The sequence below is a fragment of the Kribbella jejuensis genome (assembly GCF_006715085.1).
Taxonomy (GTDB): domain Bacteria; phylum Actinomycetota; class Actinomycetes; order Propionibacteriales; family Kribbellaceae; genus Kribbella; species Kribbella jejuensis.
In genome coordinates this window covers 926,242-942,210 of the sequence record NZ_VFMM01000002.1, presented here as the reverse complement: position 1 = coordinate 942,210, position 15,969 = coordinate 926,242, and the positions used below count along the sequence as shown (strand labels likewise).

18 protein-coding genes, 1 tRNA gene and 1 pseudogene are annotated in these 15,969 nt (G+C 69.2%); 11 read left to right on the top strand and 9 right to left on the bottom strand.

Annotated features, from left to right (window positions below):
* Positions 1 to 17: 17 nt before the first annotated feature.
* Both FB475_RS24480 and FB475_RS24475 read left to right on the top strand, forming a co-directional pair.
* Positions 18 to 947: an alpha/beta fold hydrolase gene (locus tag FB475_RS24480; protein ID WP_141858907.1), complete on the top strand. Its 930-nt coding sequence runs from the start codon at positions 18 to 20 to the stop codon at positions 945 to 947.
* A 46-nt stretch (positions 948 to 993) separates the two neighbouring features.
* Positions 994 to 1,407, top strand: coding sequence for a hypothetical protein (locus tag FB475_RS24475; RefSeq protein ID WP_141858906.1), 414 nt, complete (start codon positions 994 to 996; stop codon positions 1,405 to 1,407).
* Here FB475_RS24475 and FB475_RS24470 read toward each other — a convergent pair.
* Genes FB475_RS24470 through FB475_RS24460 form a run of 3 tightly spaced genes read right to left on the bottom strand, consistent with a single transcriptional unit; the run spans position 1,397 to position 4,566 of the window.
* Positions 1,397 to 2,104, bottom strand: coding sequence for a PIG-L deacetylase family protein (locus FB475_RS24470; RefSeq protein WP_141858905.1), 708 nt, complete (start codon positions 2,102 to 2,104; stop codon positions 1,397 to 1,399). The two genes, FB475_RS24475 and FB475_RS24470, sit on opposite strands and share 11 nt — an antisense overlap.
* Positions 2,105 to 2,113: 9 nt before the next feature.
* Complete coding sequence (locus tag FB475_RS24465; protein ID WP_141858904.1) at positions 2,114 to 3,415, bottom strand: D-arabinono-1,4-lactone oxidase; 1,302 nt, start codon at positions 3,413 to 3,415, stop codon at positions 2,114 to 2,116.
* On the bottom strand, positions 3,412 to 4,566 hold the full coding sequence (locus FB475_RS24460; RefSeq protein WP_141858903.1) for an amino acid deaminase/aldolase: 1,155 nt from the start codon (positions 4,564 to 4,566) through the stop codon (positions 3,412 to 3,414). The genes FB475_RS24465 and FB475_RS24460 overlap by 4 nt, the downstream gene beginning before the upstream one ends.
* 139 nt (positions 4,567 to 4,705) lie before the next feature.
* Between FB475_RS24460 and FB475_RS24455 the strand changes: the two genes are divergently transcribed.
* Positions 4,706 to 5,692, top strand: a complete 987-nt coding sequence (locus FB475_RS24455; protein ID WP_141858902.1) for an alpha/beta fold hydrolase — start codon at positions 4,706 to 4,708, stop codon at positions 5,690 to 5,692.
* Here the strand turns inward: FB475_RS24455 and FB475_RS24450 are convergent.
* From FB475_RS24450 to dapC, 3 genes are all read right to left on the bottom strand, one after another.
* A complete protein-coding gene (locus FB475_RS24450) occupies positions 5,682 to 6,326 on the bottom strand; it encodes a hypothetical protein (RefSeq protein ID WP_141858901.1) in 645 nt (214 codons plus the stop codon). The two genes, FB475_RS24455 and FB475_RS24450, sit on opposite strands and share 11 nt — an antisense overlap.
* A gap of 128 nt (positions 6,327 to 6,454) precedes the next feature.
* Positions 6,455 to 7,621 carry a M15 family metallopeptidase gene (locus tag FB475_RS24445; protein ID WP_272952095.1) on the bottom strand — a complete coding sequence of 389 codons (1,167 nt, stop codon included), beginning with the start codon at positions 7,619 to 7,621 and terminating at the stop codon, positions 6,455 to 6,457.
* A 168-nt stretch (positions 7,622 to 7,789) separates the two neighbouring features.
* A complete protein-coding gene (gene dapC / locus FB475_RS24440) occupies positions 7,790 to 8,890 on the bottom strand; it encodes a succinyldiaminopimelate transaminase (RefSeq protein WP_185759466.1) in 1,101 nt (366 codons plus the stop codon).
* 83 nt (positions 8,891 to 8,973) lie between these two features.
* On the opposite strand from dapC, the gene FB475_RS24435 reads away from it, so the two are divergent.
* Positions 8,974 to 10,038: an FAD-dependent oxidoreductase gene (locus FB475_RS24435; RefSeq protein WP_141858898.1), complete on the top strand. Its 1,065-nt coding sequence runs from the start codon at positions 8,974 to 8,976 to the stop codon at positions 10,036 to 10,038.
* Here FB475_RS24435 and FB475_RS24430 read toward each other — a convergent pair.
* The 3 genes from FB475_RS24430 to FB475_RS24420 all read right to left on the bottom strand — a co-directional run bounded on the left by FB475_RS24430 (position 10,029) and on the right by FB475_RS24420 (position 11,762).
* Positions 10,029 to 10,367 carry a GroES family chaperonin gene (locus tag FB475_RS24430; protein WP_185759412.1) on the bottom strand — a complete coding sequence of 113 codons (339 nt, stop codon included), beginning with the start codon at positions 10,365 to 10,367 and terminating at the stop codon, positions 10,029 to 10,031. The genes FB475_RS24435 and FB475_RS24430 overlap by 10 nt on opposite strands.
* Positions 10,364 to 10,627, bottom strand: a complete 264-nt coding sequence (locus FB475_RS24425; protein ID WP_238332384.1) for a DUF3618 domain-containing protein — start codon at positions 10,625 to 10,627, stop codon at positions 10,364 to 10,366. Before FB475_RS24425 ends, FB475_RS24430 begins: the two co-directional genes overlap by 4 nt.
* A gap of 91 nt (positions 10,628 to 10,718) precedes the next feature.
* Entirely contained in the window at positions 10,719 to 11,762 is a 1,044-nt protein-coding gene (locus tag FB475_RS24420; RefSeq protein ID WP_141858896.1) for a glucose 1-dehydrogenase, read from the bottom strand.
* A gap of 88 nt (positions 11,763 to 11,850) precedes the next feature.
* On the opposite strand from FB475_RS24420, the gene bcp reads away from it, so the two are divergent.
* The 7 genes and pseudogenes from bcp to FB475_RS37770 all read left to right on the top strand — a co-directional run bounded on the left by bcp (position 11,851) and on the right by FB475_RS37770 (position 15,964).
* Positions 11,851 to 12,318 (top strand): thioredoxin-dependent thiol peroxidase, encoded by a 468-nt coding sequence (bcp, locus tag FB475_RS24415; RefSeq protein ID WP_141858895.1) that lies wholly within the window; start codon positions 11,851 to 11,853, stop codon positions 12,316 to 12,318.
* Between the two features lie 347 nt (positions 12,319 to 12,665).
* Positions 12,666 to 14,297 carry a substrate-binding domain-containing protein gene (locus FB475_RS24410; protein ID WP_238332383.1) on the top strand — a complete coding sequence of 544 codons (1,632 nt, stop codon included), beginning with the start codon at positions 12,666 to 12,668 and terminating at the stop codon, positions 14,295 to 14,297.
* Positions 14,298 to 14,349: 52 nt separating this feature from the next.
* Positions 14,350 to 14,430: transfer RNA gene (locus FB475_RS24405), tRNA-Leu, on the top strand.
* Positions 14,431 to 14,594: 164 nt separating this feature from the next.
* Positions 14,595 to 14,693: pseudogene (locus tag FB475_RS38425) on the top strand (NAD(P)-binding protein); the annotation flags it as partial.
* Between the two features lie 18 nt (positions 14,694 to 14,711).
* Positions 14,712 to 14,912 carry a hypothetical protein gene (locus tag FB475_RS38420; RefSeq protein ID WP_238332382.1) on the top strand — a complete coding sequence of 67 codons (201 nt, stop codon included), beginning with the start codon at positions 14,712 to 14,714 and terminating at the stop codon, positions 14,910 to 14,912.
* 90 nt (positions 14,913 to 15,002) lie between these two features.
* Positions 15,003 to 15,329, top strand: a complete 327-nt coding sequence (locus FB475_RS37775; protein ID WP_238332381.1) for a lysine N(6)-hydroxylase/L-ornithine N(5)-oxygenase family protein — start codon at positions 15,003 to 15,005, stop codon at positions 15,327 to 15,329.
* Positions 15,326 to 15,964, top strand: coding sequence for an NAD(P)/FAD-dependent oxidoreductase (locus tag FB475_RS37770; RefSeq protein WP_238332380.1), 639 nt, complete (start codon positions 15,326 to 15,328; stop codon positions 15,962 to 15,964). The genes FB475_RS37775 and FB475_RS37770 overlap by 4 nt, the downstream gene beginning before the upstream one ends.
* The last annotated feature ends 5 nt before the right edge of the window (positions 15,965 to 15,969 follow it).

Here is a 15,969-nt window from a genome sequence, read left to right as displayed (position 1 = left end):
CTGCAAAACTAGGAGTCGTGAAACGGTTCCTGTGGCGCGGGTTCGTGGGACTCCTCGGGCTCTGGCTGATCGTGACCGCGGCCTCGTTCGGCTACAACCTCGCCACCAACGCGACCGCGACCCCGCCACCCGGTCTGAAGTACGTCGACGCCGGCGGCATCAACACCCGCTACGACACCTGGGGCACGTCGGGCACACCCGTCGTTCTCGTGCACGGCGCCGCGGAATCCGTCGACACGTCGTCGCGGCTGGTCCCGCTGCTGGCGAAGAACCACCGCGTGTACGCGTACGACATCACCGGCTACGGGTACTCCGAACGCAAGGCGCCGTACACGATCGAGCATCTCGCGGCGCAGCTGCTCGGCTTCCTGGACGCGATGCACCTCGGCGGTCCCGGTGAGCCGCGGCCGATCCTGGTCGGGCACTCGCTCGGCGCCGGCGTGGCGGCCGAGGCGACACTGGAGGCGCCGGGCCGAATGGGCGGGATCATGTTCCTCGACGGCGACGGGCTGCCGCTGCCGGGCGGGAACGCCGGTCCGCCGCGCTGGCTGGTCATCCCGCCGTACCGGACGTCGCTGTTCCGGCTGGTGCTCGACCAGGGGTGGCTGCTGAAGAAGATCTACAACAGCGCCTGCTCGCCCGACTGCCCGCAGATGGATGTCGACGCGTGGACCCGCCCGTTCCGGCAGCCAGGCGCCGAGAAGGCGATCTGGCAGATGACCGCGCACGGCATCCCCGCGGTGACACCGGACCGGCTGTCCGAGCTGAAGGACCTCAAGCTGCCGAAAAGGGTCGTTTTCGGCGCTCTCGACACCGACGGCGGCGACGCGACCGCGACCGCCACCCGGATCGGCGCACCTGCGCCGACGCTGATCCCGAACGCCAACCACCTGACGCTGATCTCGAGCCCGGCGGCGGTCGCGGCCGCGATCGACGCACTTCGCTGATCGCAGATTCCTGGAATTCCGCCGAACCTCGACGGATGATCGGTACATGGCCCGATACGAAGTGGTTGCGCGCGCGAAGCCCGATCGGCGACTCTCCAACGCCGACTACATCGACCTGGCCCTGCATTCCTGGTCGCTGGACAAGGGGATGCGGTTCCAGCGGGTCGAGGACCTGCCGGACGGTTCGATCGCGATCGTCATGCAGCAGAAGCTGTCGCCGCGCAAGCACGACGCGGCCTGTGAGATGGCCAACCGCAGCCTGGCCCAGCTCGGCATCCCGGCCCGTCAGGTGATGCAGATCGACCTGCACCGGCTGACGCGCAAAGGCGGCCGCGCGCTGGTCCGGTCCTGGGCCGGCCCGAACAACCCGCCCGGCCCGGGCACCGCGGGCGACCGCGAGCCACGCCGCCCGAAGCCGACCCCGCCACACCTGCAGGCCTACCGGCCGCTCACAGACTGAAGACCTCGAACCGGGCGCCGTACTTCGTTCCGAGCAGCGTGCCGGCCGGACGGGCGGCGCCCTCGAGGAACTCCTCCGGATCGAACTCCCGGTTCAGCCCGTCGATGTAGGCGCGGTGCGCCTCGAGGGAGCGCAACCCGAGCTCGAAGGTCTCGGTCGTGTCCACGCCGTGCCGCGAGTTCGGTGAGCCGGCCGCCCAGACCTGGCGGACCCCGGCCCACTGCTCACCGGCGTCCGGGAAGATCCACCGGTTCGCGGCGTCCCGGACGGCGTCCAGCGTCGCGCGGCCGGTGTTGATGTGGTCGGCCTGGTTGAGCACGACGTCGCCGTCCCAGGTGTCGCGGAAGTTGTTCGTGATCACGATCTCCGGCTGGTGCCGGCGGATCGCGGCCGTGATCACGCGGCGCAGCGGTACGCCGTACTCGATCGTGCCGTCGGGCTGGCCGAGGAACTCGACCGCCGAGACGCCGACGATCCGGGACGACTCGATCTGCTCGGCCTCCCGGAGCGGGCCGCACTCGGCCGGGTCGACACCGTCGATACCGGCTTCGCCGGAGGTCAGCAGGCAGTAGACGACCTGCTTGCCCTGCCCGGTCCAGCGGGCGATCGCCGCCGCGGATCCCCATTCCAGGTCGTCCGGGTGCGCGACGATCGCGAGCGCCTTGTGCCAATCCTCGGTCAGCGGTTCGAGTCCCATGCCCGCACGCTAGCTGCCGAAGACCTGGCGGGTGTAGGGGTTTTCGAACGTTCGTTGCGGATCGAGGCGGTCCCGGACCGCGAGGAAGTCGTCGAACCGCGGGTACCGGGTGCGCAGGTCGTCGGCGGTAAGGGTGTGCAGCTTGCCCCAGTGCGGACGGCCGTCGTAGTCGGCGACGATGTTCTCGAAGGCGCGGAAGTACGGGTCGTGCGGCAGCCGGTGGTACTGGTGGATCGCGACGTACGCGGTCTCTCGGCCGAACGCGGTCGACAGCCAGATGTCGTCCGCCGCGGCCACCCGGACCTCGATCGGGAACGGGATCCGCTCATTCGAAGCATCGATCCACTGCCTCAGGCGGCGAACAACGTCCACCACGTGCTCGCGCGGTACGGCGTACTCCGACTCGCGGAACACCACGTTGCGCTCGGAGCAGAACACCTTGTACGACGCATCGACGTAATGGCGGGCCGACAACGCGCGCGAGGCGAGCTGGTTGATCCGCGGCACCAGCGCGGGCCGGCGTACTCCGAGCCGGTTGGTCAGCTCGAACACCTTGTTCGACAGCAGCTCGTCGTCGATCCAGCCACGAACCCGGCCGACCGGAGCCGCCGGCACGCCCGCGCCGACCCGGTTGTTCCGCTTGGTGAGTGCCAGGCCGGTGTGCGGGAACCAGTAGAACTCGAAGTGATCGTTGCCATCGGCAAACTCATCGAAGTCGTCCAGGACCTCGCCGAGCGGCATCGGCATCTCCTGCGCGCGGAGCAGGAACGCCGGTACGCATTGCAGGGTGAGCGAGCTGATCACGCCGAGCGCGCCGACCGAGATCCGGGCCGCGGCGAACACGTCCGGATTCTCCTCGGCGGAACAGTGCAGGACCGAGCCGTCCGCCGTGACCAGGTCGAGCCCGACGATCTGGGTGGCCAGACCGCCGAGCTTCGCGCCGGTGCCGTGGGTGCCGGTGGAGATCGCGCCGGAGATCGTCTGCTTGTCGATGTCGCCGAGGTTCGCCATCGCCAGGTCGAACGCCGCGAGGCCCGCGTTCAGCTTCCGCAGGCCCGTACCGGCGCCGACCGTCACCCGCCCGGACTCGCGGTCCGCGTGGATGATCGAGGAGAGTCCGTCGAGTTGGATCATCGCTTCGGTCGGGACCGAGCAGCCGGTGAACGAGTGGCCGGAGCCGACCGGCTTGAGCTTCTTGCCCTGCTCGGCGGCAGTCTTCACCGCCGCGGCGAGCTCGTCGACGGAGCCTGGTCGCAGGGCTTCGACGCCGGTCGCCGATTCGGTGCCGGACCAGTTCCGCCAGGTGCTCATCCGAAGTTCTTCCCTTCGCCCCGGTACGTCCTGAGCTCATGGACGTCCTCGCCGTCGACGGCGTACAGGACGTCGAACCGCTCCAGCATCTCGCCTGCCTTGGCGTACCGCATCCACACCCTGGCGCCGATTTCCAGCCGCTCGGCCGATCGTCCTTGTACCGGAGTCTGCACCTCGCCGGCGCCTTCGGTGCCGAGCAGCGTGAGCCCTTGCGGGTGAGCCGGCGACGGAAGCCGCGACTTCTTCGCCGGACCGGAGGCGACGTACCCGCCGCCGAACAGCGTGGCGATCCGCGGCGCGGGCCGCCGTACGACGTCCAGCGCGTACGCCATCGCGTGCTCCGGCTGGAAGACGTCGTACTTGTCGAACAGGGTCGGGCCGTAGAGGCCGGAGCCCGCGGTGACCTCGGTGACGACCGGGTCCGCGCTGCTGACCTCGAGGCTGCCGGTGCCGCCGCTGTTCACGATCCGCAGCGGTGCAACCTGCTTCACCGCGTCGACGACCGCGCCGCGGCGGTCCGCGAGCTCGGCCGCCGAGCGGCGCTTGACCCAGCGGACGGCGGGTGAGGTGTCGGGCAGGCCGGCGATCTGTGCCTCGTAGAACATCACGCCGGTCAGTTCGAACCTGTCGTCCGCGGCGACGGTCCGGGCGAGCGTCGCGACCTCGGCGGGGGTCCGCAGCGGGGACCGTCGGACGCCGAGGTGCTGGCCGAAGATCCGCAGCGAGGCGTCGACGTCGAGGCAGACCTGGATCCGGGCCGGGCCGGTCGCGGCGGCCCGGATGAATCCGAGGTGTTCCGGCGAGTCGATCATCAGCGTGATCCGGGACGCCGCCTCGGGGTCCTCGGACAGTTCGCGGAGCGCCGTGCGGTGCGTGGTCGGGTAGCCGAGCAGGATGTCGTCGGTTCCGTTCCGGGCCAGCCAGAGCGCCTCGGGCAGCGCGTAGCTCATCACGCCGTGGAACCCGGGCCGTTCGAGCGCGGCGGCGATCAGCGGGCGGCAACGGACCGACTTCGAGGCGATCCGGATCGGCGTACCGGCGGCGCGCCGGACCAGGTCGTCGGCGTTCCGGCGGAACGCGGCGAGATCGATCACCGCGTACGGCGCGTCGAGCCCCGCGGTGAGCCGGGCATACCGGTCGAAATCACCCATAACCGGAGTGTAGGACACAAAATACTGAAAGGTAATACACATATGTCCCCCGGGGTCCTGCCACCAGGGAGTCTGACGGGCGCGACCCGGGGTGCCCCCGGGCGAGGCTGATCGCGAACCCACCGACGAAAGGTCTCTCATGAACATCAGCCGCCGAACGCTCCTCAAGACGACCGGCGCCGCCGCCCTCACCACCCCGTTCCTCACCGGCGCGGCGGCCGCCACGGCGAAGCTTCCGTTCGGCCCGGTCCGGCAGATCGATGCGGGCGTTCTCAACGTCGGGTACGTCGAGCTCGGCCCGTCACACGGCATCCCGGTCCTGCTGCTGCACGGTTTCCCGTACGACATCCACAGCTACGAGCAGGTCGCCCCTCTACTCGCGCGCCGCGGCTACCGGGTCGTGGTGCCCTACTTCCGCGGTCACGGCAGTACGACGTTCCGGTCGGCCTCGACGCCGCGCAATGTGGACCAGGCGGCGTTCGCGCTCGACATCCTCGCGCTGATGGACGCGCTGCACATCGAGCGCGCGGTACTGGCCGGCTACGACTGGGGCTCGCGTACTGCCGACATCATCGCGGCGCTGTGGCCTGAGCGCGTGCGGGCGCTCGTCTCCGTCACCGGGTACCTGATCACGAACCTGGAGTTCAACAAGAAGCCGTTGCCGCCCGCGGCCGAGAACGCCTGGTGGTACCAGTACTACTTCGCGACCGAGCGCGGGGTGCTGGGGCTGCACCAGTACAAGAAGGAGATCGGCGAGTTCATCTGGAAGTTCAACTCGCCGACGTGGAAGTACAGCGCGGCGACGTACGCCCGGACCGCCGCGGCGTTCGACAACCCGGACTACGAGGCGATCGTGATCGGCAACTACCGCTGGCGGCAGAGCCTGATCCCGGCGGAGCCCGAGTACGCGGCGTTGGAGGAGGTGCTGCAGAAGACGCCGAAGATCGCGGTGCCGACGATCACGATCGACGGCCGGTACGACCCGTTCACGCCGGCGGGCGACGGGTCGTCGTACCGGGATCACTTCGTCGGGCGGTATCAGCACCGGACGTTCGACGTGGGGCACAACGTGCCGCAGGAGGCACCGCGGGAGTTCGCGCAGGCTGTGGTGGACGTCAGTCGATGACCTCCTCCAGGGCTGTTGCCGCGGTGTGGGCCCAGGCGGACTGTTGCTGCGGGGTTGCCGAGGTCGTCGCGAGGAGGGCGACTGTCGCGCCCTTCACCACTGAGACGTCGACATAGGACTCCGCTGAGGCGTACGAACGTACTGCGGTGGCTGCTTTGGTGGTGGCCCAGAGCTGTTTGACAGCCAGGTCGCCGTCGGTGCCGCACGCTTGCATGCGGGTTTGGTAGCCGGCGTAGTAGGCCTGGGCTTTGGCGGCGTCTTTGAAGCGGAGCAACAGAGCTGTGGCGGGTAGGGCGTCTCTGGTGCGGTAGGTCCCGGTCAGGGCGTAGGCGGGGACTGGCAGGGCACCTTTGACTGGTTGGCCGGAGCAGCCTGATGGCAGGGCTTCGTACGACGCCTGGTGCGGGTCGCGGCGGCGGGTCCAGGTGTTGTTGCCGATGAAACCGGCCTCTGCGCCGCCTGGGTCGGTGTAGGTCTTCCAGCCCGGTCCGAGCTTGTCCGGCGCGGGGAGGTTGCGGGCGGTCAGTGGACCGGCGTCGGCCGGCGGTGGGGCCGTTGCTTGCTCGGGGACCTGGGGTGGGATGGCTGCGTTTGTCGACTCACTCGTGGGCAGCGTGTTGGTGGGCACGGGCACCGTGCCGCTGACGGTGCTGGGAATCACTGAAGTGGGCGGTGTGGGGGTCGGGGGCGGTTGGTCGGCCGCGGACTTGGAGCTGCAGCCTGCCAGGACTGCGGCCAGCGCGCACACGACTGCTACGCCTTTCACTTGGGCTCGAAGTGCTGGTAGTCGGGCTTCGCCCAGCGTGCGCCCCAGAAGTAGCCCTGCGCCACCAGTGCCTTCGTGGCGACACTGCTCGCGAACAGCATGCCCGGCCGCACCAGCGAGCGGTTGCGGTACGCCAGCCCGTTCGACGGGTACCAGACACCGTTCGCGGCCAGGTACGGGTTCTCGACGGTGTTGATGTCGATCGCCCACCCGTACGAGTGCGGCGACAACGAGTACGGGTCGCCGGTGACGCGGCGGCAGTTGAACGCGGAGGTGTTGTCCGCGGCCATCGACTTCACGTCGCTGCCGCCGTACACGTCCACCCGGCGCATCTGCCGGATCGGGAACCTGGACGCGAACGTCGACGTCCAGACCGTGATCATCTTCGCCACCGCGGCGTCGCGGAGGATCAGCTCGCCGCGATGCACGCGGCCGTCGAAGCCCCAGTAGTTCAGCTGCAGCAGGCGCAGGGAGGCGGGCGCTACCGGGCAGCCGGCTCGGTACGTGTGCGGCACCATGGCGGCGGAGACGGCGTACACCTTGGGATTGAGGGCCGCCTTGATCACGATCGTCGCGTTCGCGGAGTACTCCATCGCGGCCTGGGCGACGCCGCGGGTCAGCACCCGTACGGTCTTCGTTGTCGGCAGGTCGTCGGGGATCCGGAACCGGAAGTTGCCTGCGGCATCCATCGTGGTGACGTTGAGCAGGCCCCATTTGCCGCTGCCGAGGTACTGCTGCAGCGCGAGTTCCTTGCCCGGCTCGGCCGGCACCATCTTGCCGGAGACCGAGACGCCGGTCAGGGTCGCGTACCAGGCGGCCGGGGTGTTGACGACGATCTTGCGGTCCTGGATCGGCACGGTCCGGTAGTCGGAGATCGCGAGCGCGGTCTCGGCCTTGACCCCGATCATCGTGCGGAACGCCCAGGTGCCGGTGGACGGCGAGACGTAGCTGAACTTGTAGGCGCCGCCGGTCGTGGTCCTGGTGGAGCCGCGGAGCACCCAGGCGCCGGGCACGCGCTGCCAGAGCGTGATGTACGAGCCGGTGATCGGCCGGCTGATCTTGCCGGTGAACACGGTCGGCTTGTCCTCCCAGGACGCGGCCGGCTGATCGAGGGAGATCGACCAGGCGAGCGTCGGGGTGGGGGGAGGGGTAGGGGTCACCACAGCGGGAGTTGGAGAAGGTGTTGGCGAGGGTGTCGGTGTGACCCCCGCCAGCAGTACCGCCACGACCCCGAGCAGATGCAGCCGCATACGCCCTCCCCTCCCTGGACATCAACTACCCCTTTAAGAGGCAGTCACACCCGGGAGAGGTCACAGGCAGCTGCGAAGTTTCTATTCGTGCAGGCGTTTCGCCGCGGCGTCGATGCGCTCGTCGGTCCCGGTCAGCGCCACCCGGACGTGCCGCTCGCCGGCGGTGCCGTAGAACGCGCCGGGCGCGACCAGGATCCCCCGGTCCGCCAGAGCGCCGACCGAACCGTACGCGTCGTACGACGGATGCGACGCCCACAGGTACAACCCGCCGTTCGACAGGGTGATCTCCCAGCCCGCAGCGGTCAGCGCGTCCCGCAGTACCGCATGGCGACGCAGGTAGCGCGCACGCTGCTCGTCGACGTGCACGTCGTCCGCGAACGCCGCGGCCATTGCCGCCTGGATCGGGGACGGCACCATCAGGCCGGCGTGCTTGCGCACCGCGAGGAGCTCGTGCACGACCGTCGGGTCACCTGCGACGAAGCCACCGCGGTACCCGGCCAGATTGGAGCGCTTGGACAGCGAGTGCACCGCGAGCAGGTTGTCGTGGCTTCCGCCGGACACGTCCGGGTGTAGCACGGACACCGGCTTCTCGTCCCAGCCGAACTCGGTGTAGCACTCGTCGCTGACCAGGAGTACGTCGTTCGCCCGCGCCCACTCGACTGCACGCCGCAGGTCGGCCACCGGAGTGATCTCACCGGACGGGTTGCGCGGCGAGTTCAGGTACGCGATCCGCACCGGTCCGTCGTACGCCGTCGGGTCCGGCACCGGCACGCTGGTCGCCCGGGCGAGCGCCGCGCCCGCCTCGTACGTCGGGTAGGCGAGGTCCGGGATCAGCACCGTGTCGCCCGCGCCGACGCCGAGCAGCGTCGGCAGCAGCATGATCAACTCCTTGGTGCCGATCACGGGCAGTACGCCGGTCTTCGGGTCGACGCCGGTCACGCCGAGCCGCCGCTCCATCCAGTCCACCGCGGCCTGCCGCGCTGCCGACGTGCCGATGGTGGTCGGGTACTCCGGGGCGTTCGCGGCCTCGGCCAGTGCCTTCTTGACCAGGTCGGGGACCGGGTCGACCGGACTGCCGACGGACAGGTCGACGATGCCGTCGGGATGCTCGGCCGCCTTCTGCTTGAACGGGGCGAGCTTGTCCCACGGGAAGTCTGGCAACCGGCTGGAGGTCTCGAAGATCACCCGGCCATTCTCCCCCACCTGCTCAGCGGCTGAGATCCGCTGTCCACATCAGTACGATCAGCGCCAGAGAAGGGGGCTGGATGACGTACGACGTTGCAGTGGTGGGGGCCGGGGCGATGGGCTCGGCGGCCGCGTGGGCGCTGGCCGCCGCGGGGCGTGAGGTCGTCGTACTGGAGCAGTTCACGCTCGGCCACGAGCGCGGCGGCTCGCACGGCGCCACCCGGCTCTACCGGGCTGCTGTGGACGACGCGGAGATCGCTGCGCTGACCGAGCGGGCGCGGCCGTTGTGGCGACAACTCGAGGACGAGTCCGGCGGGACCTTGCTCGAGGAGACCGGTGGGATCGACCACGGGATGAGTGACACAGCGGTCGACGTTTTCCGGACGTTGCATGCGGCAACAGGGTCGGTGCTGCCGGCTGCTGAGGCGGCTGAACGGTGGCCGGGCTTCCGGTTCGAGACGCCGGTGCTCTTCCAGCCGCGGTCCGGTCGCTTGTACGCCGACCGTGCCGTGCACGCCCTACAGGTCGTTGCAGGTGGCGCCGGCGTCGAGTTCCGCGTGCAGTCGCCGGTGCGCGCTCTTCGGACCCGTGACGGTCTGGTCGAGCTCGACGTACCGGGCGGTGCTGTCCGGGCTCAGCACGTAGTGGTGGCGGCTGGGCCGTGGACACCGAAGCTGGTGGACGGGCTGGTGTCGTTGCCGCCGTTCACCGTGACACAGGAGCAGCCGCGGTTCTTCGCACCGCTGTCGGACGAGCTCGTGTGGCCGAGCTTCGTACACCACGGTCCGACCAGCTACGGGCTCTACGAACCGGGGTCCGGCGTCAAGGTCGGGCTGCACGGGACGGGGCCCGTGGTGGACCCCGACACGCGTGACTTCCAGCCGGAGCCTACGCGGGACGCCAGCCTGCTGCGGTACGTCGAGGAGTGGTACCCAGGGCTCGACCCGACCCGATCCACCGCGATCAGCTGCCTGTACGACAACACACCGACGGCCGACTTCGTCATCGACCGCGCCGGGCCGATCACGGTCGCCGCCGGGTTCTCCGGGCAGGGCTTCAAGTTCGTCCCGCTGGTCGGGGCGTTCGTCCGCGACCTGGTCACCGGCGCGGCCGGCGCCCCGGACCGGTTCAGGTTTCAGAGGTAGAGGCCGGTCTGCCCGTCCTCGAGGCGGCCGGCGGCCACCGCGTGCAGGTCCCGCTCGCGGAGCAGGATGTAGTCGTCGCCGCGGACCTCGACCTCGGCACGGTCCTCCGGGTCGAACAGCACCCGGTCGTCGACCTCGACGGTCCGGACGTTGGCGCCGATCGCGACCACCTTCGCCCAGGCCAGGCGGCGGCCCATCTGGGCGGTGGCGGGGATCAGGATGCCGGCCGACGACTTGCGCTCGCCCTCCTGCTCGAGGGACACCAGGACCCGGTCGTGCAGCATCCGGATCGGGAGCTTGTCGTCGGACAGCCGCTTGCGTGGCGTCACCGGCGACCCACCAGCCGGCGGATCACCAGCAGCACGCCGATCACGCCCACGACCGCACCGGCGACCGCGGCGATCTTCTGGGTCCGCAGCTGACCGTGCTCGTCGAACACCTGCGACTTGGCCTGCTCGACCTGGCGCTCGAGCACGTTCTTCGGGTTCGCCCGGTCGACCAGCTCGTCCACAGTGGAGGCCAGCCGCAACCGGGTGGCGGCGATATCCGCCTCGATCTGCTCGGCGGTCCGAGCCTTCGTGTCCGACACTGTCGGCTCCCTTCCGTCGGCGGGGCAAATCTTCGGGGCACATCTGCAGGGCATGCCCCGGCCTGCCCCTGGTCCCCACCATCCTCGCAGGTCAACCCCGCAAGTCCACGACCACCTTGATGTCTTCCGGTTTCCGCTCCAGCGCGGCAGGCCATTCGGACAGCGGCACGGCCCTGGTAATGAGCCGCGCCAGCCACGCCCGGTCCGCCGTCATCAGCACGTCCACGGCGTCCGCGTAGTGCCTCTTACCGGCGTTGACCGTGCCAACCAGTGCGGCGTTCCGCACCACCAGCTGGCGTACCAGGGCGTCCAGCTGTACGTCGACAGTCGCCGGGCCGGGGTGGATCCCCGCCAGGCACATGACACCTGCGGGCGGCAGGAGCGACGCGCAGTCGTACACCAACTGCCCGACACCGGTCGCCTCGATCACCACGTCGGGTACGACGTCCAACCGGCGCAGGTCCGTCAGGTAGGTCGCGCCGAGCTCCCGTACGAGCTCCGGCTTCGGCCCGTCGTCGACCCGGTCCAGGACGTGTACGTCGTACCCGCGCTGCCGTGCGATCAGTGCGGCCAGTAGACCGATCGGACCGGCACCCGTCACGAGCACATGCTGGGGCGCGTACCAGGAACGTGCACCGACGCGGTCCACCTGCTCCCACGCCTTCGTGAGGATGCTGGCCGGCTCCACGAGTACGCCGAGCTCACCCAGAGCGGGCGGCACGGGTACGGCGAAGTACGGGTCGACCCGCCAGCGCTCAGCGCCGTACCCGTCGATCTCCTTGATGCCGCGCTCGGTGTACCGGCCGTTGCGGCAGAAGTCCCACTCGCCACGGGCACACGCCGGGCAGGGCACGGGGTCGGGCCGTCGTACCACCCCGGCCACCAGGTCTCCGCCTGCGAAGCCCGAGCCGGCAGGGGCTTCCAGCACGCGTCCGAGCGACTCGTGCCCGATGACGAGGGTGTCAGAACCGCGACGACCGCTGTCGAACGCTCCCGAGACCAACTCGATGTCCGTCCCGCAGATCCCTGTGAACAAGCCCTCCACGAGGATCGACCCGTCGGCGACCGAGGGCTCCGGCACGTTGCCTACTACCGCCGAGTCGGGCTTGCCCGGCGTGACTGTCATGGCCCGCATCGGCTCAGGCTAACCGGATCAGCTCCACTGGTTCGAACGGGTTGCCCGTACGATTGCGGCAGTTCCATCGATTCGTGGAGGGTCCTTCATGTCCGATCGTCTGTCCGTCGGTGACACCGCACCCGACTTCACCCTGCCCGATGCCGATGGCAACGACGTGGCGCTGGCCGACCTCCGCGGCAAGAACGTGATCGTCTACTTCTACCCGGCCGCGATGACGCCCGGCTGCACCAAGCAGGCCTGCGACTTCCGCGACTCGCTGGACTCGCTGCAGGCCGCCGGGTACACGGTGCTCGGCATCTCCCCGGACAAGCCGGCCAAGCTGGCGAAGTTCCGCGAGCGCGACGGCGTGACGTTCCCGCTGCTCAGCGACCCGGACAAGGAGGTGCTGACGGCGTACGGCGCGTTCGGCGAGAAGACCATGTACGGCAAGAAGGTGACCGGCGTGATCCGGTCCACGTTCGTCGTCGACCCGGACGGGAAGGTCGCGGTCGCGCAGTACAACGTGAAGGCCACCGGCCACGTCGCCAAGCTTCGCCGCGACCTGGGACTGTAGTTGTCGGCTGTGAAAAGGCACCTCCTTTCAGGGGTTACCGGAGGGAAACCTTCGACCGTTTCATGGCTCTGGTCCATGGAACGGTCGTTTGAGCAAAGTGGCGCTGTGATTTGGATCACAGCAACATCTCACCGGACCGGAGCGGACCGGGCACGCAGGGTGACTTTTTAAGCATTCCTGCGAAAGAGCCGTACTCCGGAGACGGTTCCGGTTCAGCGACGGGTGTGTCACGACCGTTCCCGGTCTTCGCCGTGACGTGCGGAAACCGGGTAATCTGCGCGCGCAGTCAGCCTCTGGCAGCATCTGGGAGGGAGGGACCTGCCGCGATGGGAAAACATTCCTCTGCGGTGACGCGAAGTAACAACAACCGTCGCTCGGTGTACATCACCGCGGTCGGGATCTTGGTAGTCACGCTGGGCGCCGTGTTCGTGGTCCGCTCGTTCGGATCGCAGTCCGGGGCCGACGGGTTCCTCGGTGGCAGCAAGGGCTGCTCCGACCCCGTCCAGGTCAGCCTGTCCACCACTCCCGAGATGCAGGGCCCACTCGAGGCCGCCGCCAAGTCGCTGGCTGCCAAGGGCGGCAAGGACGGCAACCCTTGCTACCAGGTCACCATCAGCTCGGCACCGTCCGCGCAGGTCGCGCGGGACGTGGCGCACGGCAGCGACAACCGCCCCGACCTCTGGGTGCCGGACTCTTCGCTGTGGGTGGCCCAGGCCGACGACGGGCAGACTGTGCCGACCGTCGCGGTCGCCTCGGTCGCCACGTCACCACTGGTCCTGGTCAGCCGGAACGAGAACTTCGCCGACACCTCCGCCTGGCTGCGCGTCCTCGGCGCCACCGAACCGGCACTGCTCGATCCGCTGAACACCTCCCCCGGCGCGCTCACGCTGCTCGCCCTGCAGATGGAGCGGCAGAAGACCTCGGCGTCGGACAACCAGGTGTCGCAGGTCGTCGTACCGCTCGCGCAGCACCTCGGGTCGCTGGCCAAGCCGTACACGGATGTCAACGCCCTGTTCGGCCGGGCGGACCAGGACGGCAGCAAGATGGTCGTACCGGCGTCCGAGCAGAGTTTCGTGAAGTACCAGGAAGCGCACCCGGAGGCGCAGCTCAGGGCGATCCAGCCGGCCACCGGCACGCTGTTCCTGGACTACCCGATCGTCGTCACCGCGAAGTCGGACGCCGAGCAGGCGACCAACGCCGCGCAGGCGCTGGCTTCCGAACTGCTCACCGACACCGCATCGCAGGCCCGGGACGACGCCGGCTTCCGGGACACCCAGCTCAGCCCGCTGAGCGGCGGCCGCGGCGTCGGCAACATCACCCAGCTGACCAAGCCGACGAACGACGCCATCAACACCGCCCTGCAGAACTGGACCCGGCTGTCGCTGTCCGCGCACTCGCTGGCGGTCATCGACGTATCCGGCTCGATGGCGGAGAAGGTCGGCACCAAGACCCGCTGGCAGCTCACTGTGGAAGCCGCCGCGAGCGGCCTGAACCTGTTCCCGGACAACGCCGAGATGGGGCTGTGGACGTTCTCGACCAAGATCGGGACCGACGACGCCGACTACCGGCCGCTGGTGCCGATCGCCCCGCTGTCGAAGAACCAGCGCGCGAAGATCGTCGGCCAGTTGAGCGCCCAGAAGCCGATCGTCGGCGGCGGCACCGGCCTGTACGACACCGCGATCGCCGCGATGCAGGCGGTCCGCAGGCAGTACAAGTCGAACGCTGTGAACACCATCCTGCTGTTCACGGACGGCAAGAACGACGACCCCGGCAGCCCCACCCTCGCCCAGGCCGTCCAGACCCTCCAGGCGCAGCAGGACCCGGCACGTCCGGTCCGCATCATCGCGCTCGGCATCGGCCCCGACACGAACGCCGACGAACTCAGCGCCCTCGCCCAGGCCACCGGCGGCCAGGCGTACGTCGCCAAGAACCCGACCGACCTGAAGAGCGTCTTCATCGACGCCCTCCAGAACCGCTGACCGACGCGCCTCCCCTAAGATGTACTTCCTAGGGGAGGCACCGCCCTCCTCAGCCAGAGTGGTGGAACGGCAGACACACCGGCTTTAGGTGCCGGCGCCCCCGGGCGTGCGGGTTCAACTCCCGCCTCTGGCACAACTTTCACTAGTTGCCGGCGGTCCGGCGCAGTCGCCGGTCGAGGTGATCATCGAGAAGAGCCGCAGCCGGTTCGGTTCGGCGAGTGCCTTGAACCACCGCCGCGCCTTCAGCGGCTCCCGCCTCTCGTCGAGGGCGGCAGCACAGCGGCGCCGGTCGTCGTCATCGGCGCGGGCCCGGTCGGCCTCGCGGCAGCCGCACACCTCGCGGACCGAGGGCTGGACTTCGCCGTACTCGAATCCGGGCCGACTGTCGCGGCCGCAATCGAGGAATGGCGGCACGTGCGGCTGTTCAGCCCGTGGCGCTACGACATCGACACTGCGGGCCGCCGGCTGCTCGAACGGACCAGCTGGACCGAACCCGACCTCGCCGGACTCCCGACCGGCGAACTCATCGACTCCGACCTGTCGCCACTGACCAAGACCCCGCAATTGAACGACCGCATCCGGTACCAGGCGCACGTCGTCGCCGCGGTGACGTAGTTCGGGTTCGACCGCCGCCGTACTGCGGGCCGCGGGAACGCGGCGTTCCTCATTCGGCTCGCCAACGGGACCGAGCTGCTGGCGTCCGCAGTGATCGACGCCTCCGGTACGTCGCGCAAGCCGAACGTCCTCGGTGATTCCGGCATCCCCGCGCGCAACGAACTCGCCGCGGACGGTGTCGCACACGCGCTGGCCGACGTATTCGGCACGGACCGGGGACGCTATGCGGGCCGCCCTACGGCGGTCATCGGCGCCGGCCACTCCGCCGCGACAACGCTGCTCGACCTCGGCCGCTCGCCGATGAGGAACCCCGGTACCGAGATCGTGTGGGTGGTGCGCGGTACCAACTGGCCCGCACCTACGGAGGCGGTGACGCCGAGGAAAGGCCGGCCCTCGGCGCGCTCGGCTCACGGTTGAAGGATCTCGTACAGTCGGCGCGCGTCGAACTGATCAGCTCCTTCCCGATCGAATCCATTGGCATGACCAACGGCCGCGTCCTACTCACGTCCGACGAGCGAACCGTCATCGCCGACACCGTGGTCAACTCCACCGGCTTCCGTCCCGACCACGAGATTGTCTCCGAACTGCGCCTCGACCTGGACCCGATTCGCTCGATCAGCGCCCACCCGCGGTACTCCTTGGATCCACCCGCGCCCTCGCACCGCTCATCGACCCGAACAAGCCGCTCCGTCGTCGCAGCCCTGGCCGGCAACTGGGAAGCCGCGCGAACCGTCCAACTCAACCTTCCCCAGACCGCCATCTGCTCGTCCAACCTCGTCTCCGGCGGATCGGCCCTGTCGGCGCTCGGTGATCCCGGCGACAACGCGCACGAAACCGGCGCCGGCTGCGGAACCGACCCCGCAAGCCGTCGAAATCTCCGCAGACCGAGGCCTGGCGGCCGGGCTCACAGGCGGACTGCCGACCGTCATCGAGCACGACACGATCAAAACCGTCCAGCTGCTGCGGCTGACCAACCGTACGCCGATTCCTCTTGTCTTCAAGGGATCTGGGCTCATCTCCGATTTGCCCGTGACCATTTCGTCACACTATAATCGAG